The organism is Neisseria sp. P0021.S006 (assembly GCF_051956895.1).
On the sequence record NZ_JBQCWZ010000377.1, the window covers coordinates 1 to 1,344 of the forward strand.

At 46.2% G+C, this 1,344-nt stretch carries 2 protein-coding genes; both read left to right on the top strand.

Translation table 11 applies throughout. The annotated features are described in order from the left end of the window. On the top strand, nucleotides 1–586 hold a 586-nt coding region (gene yihA / locus ACTHUM_RS14275; RefSeq protein ID WP_440403196.1), incomplete at its 5' end, for a ribosome biogenesis GTP-binding protein YihA/YsxC. A gap of 343 nt (nucleotides 587–929) precedes the next feature. Then, nucleotides 930–1,344: PepSY domain-containing protein (locus ACTHUM_RS14280; RefSeq protein ID WP_440403197.1), on the top strand; the 415-nt coding region annotated here is incomplete at its 3' end.

The following is a 1,344-nucleotide window of genomic DNA, read 5'->3' on the forward strand; positions in this document are numbered from 1 at the left end:
GCCCGACACGCCAGCCGAGATTGCCTTTGTCGGCCGAAGCAATGCCGGCAAATCCAGCGCCATCAATACTTTAACCAATCATGTGCGCCTTGCCTACGTTTCCAAAACACCGGGCCGCACCCAACACATCAATTTCTTTGAACTGGAAAACGGCAATTTCATGGTCGACTTGCCCGGCTACGGCTACGCGCAAGTACCGGAGGCCATCCGTGCGCACTGGGTCAAACTCTTGGGCGACTACCTGCAACAACGCCGCCAACTGATCGGCCTGATTTTGATTATGGACTCGCGCCATCCGCTCAAAGCTTTAGACATCCAAATGCTGGACTTTTTCCACATCACCGGCCGTCCTGTGCATATCCTGCTGTCAAAAGCAGACAAGCTGTCTAAAAACGACCAGATTAAAACTTTGGCGGCGGTAAAAAAATCACTCAAACCCTACACCGAACGTCAAAAAATTAGCGTTCAACTGTTCTCCAGCCTGAAAAAACAAGGTATGGACGAAGTCAATCAAGTGGTCGGCTCATGGTTTGACGCGCATCGCGAAGAAATAGAAAATCTTGCAGGCGAAACATCGCCTGAGTGATTGTAAAACAAGGCGGAATGAGATAAGTTGACCAACCGCAAATCTTATTCTGTCATTTGGTTTCTCACCATCGCATTTACCATTTAATCCGGGGGCATGTCTCACACATGCCCTTTTTTTCATCACGCTTTTTTTGTTTTCACACGCAAACCACAATCTGCGCCAAATATGCCATCACAACATATCAGCAAGGCCGTCTGAAAACGCGGCTTCGATCTCCATTATTAAAGTGTTAATTTTAGTATTGCAACCCATTACACATCTTAGCGTTTTGCTCATGTTCAGCTAATTGTTGAGGCATAGAATGCATTCATCGTTCAACAACACAGTAGGAAAGAAAATCATGAAACGCATTAACGCTTTTATTTCAAAAAAACTCATCATTGCCGGTATTATTGCTTCAAGTTTGGGCGTTGCCGGTGCGGCAGGTACCATGGCTTTCAAAGAAGGTATGTTTGCAAAGGTTTCCGGCCAGCAAGCAGCCGCAGCAGCGGTAGCAGAAGTGGGCGGCGTCGTTAAAGATGTCGATTACAAATACAAACAACATTTGGGCGGCCGTTACAAAGTAGAAATCTTGAAAGACGGCGTTGAATACGAAGCTTTGGTTGATGCTCAAAACGGCAAAGTATTGGCAGTAGCACAAGATGACGATCAAGACAAACGACACTTTGGTAAACATGATAAGCATCATAAACATGACAATGCTGAGCCCTCTTCATCGCAAAATACAGATTATCAGGCTCCTGCCGATGCTGCAC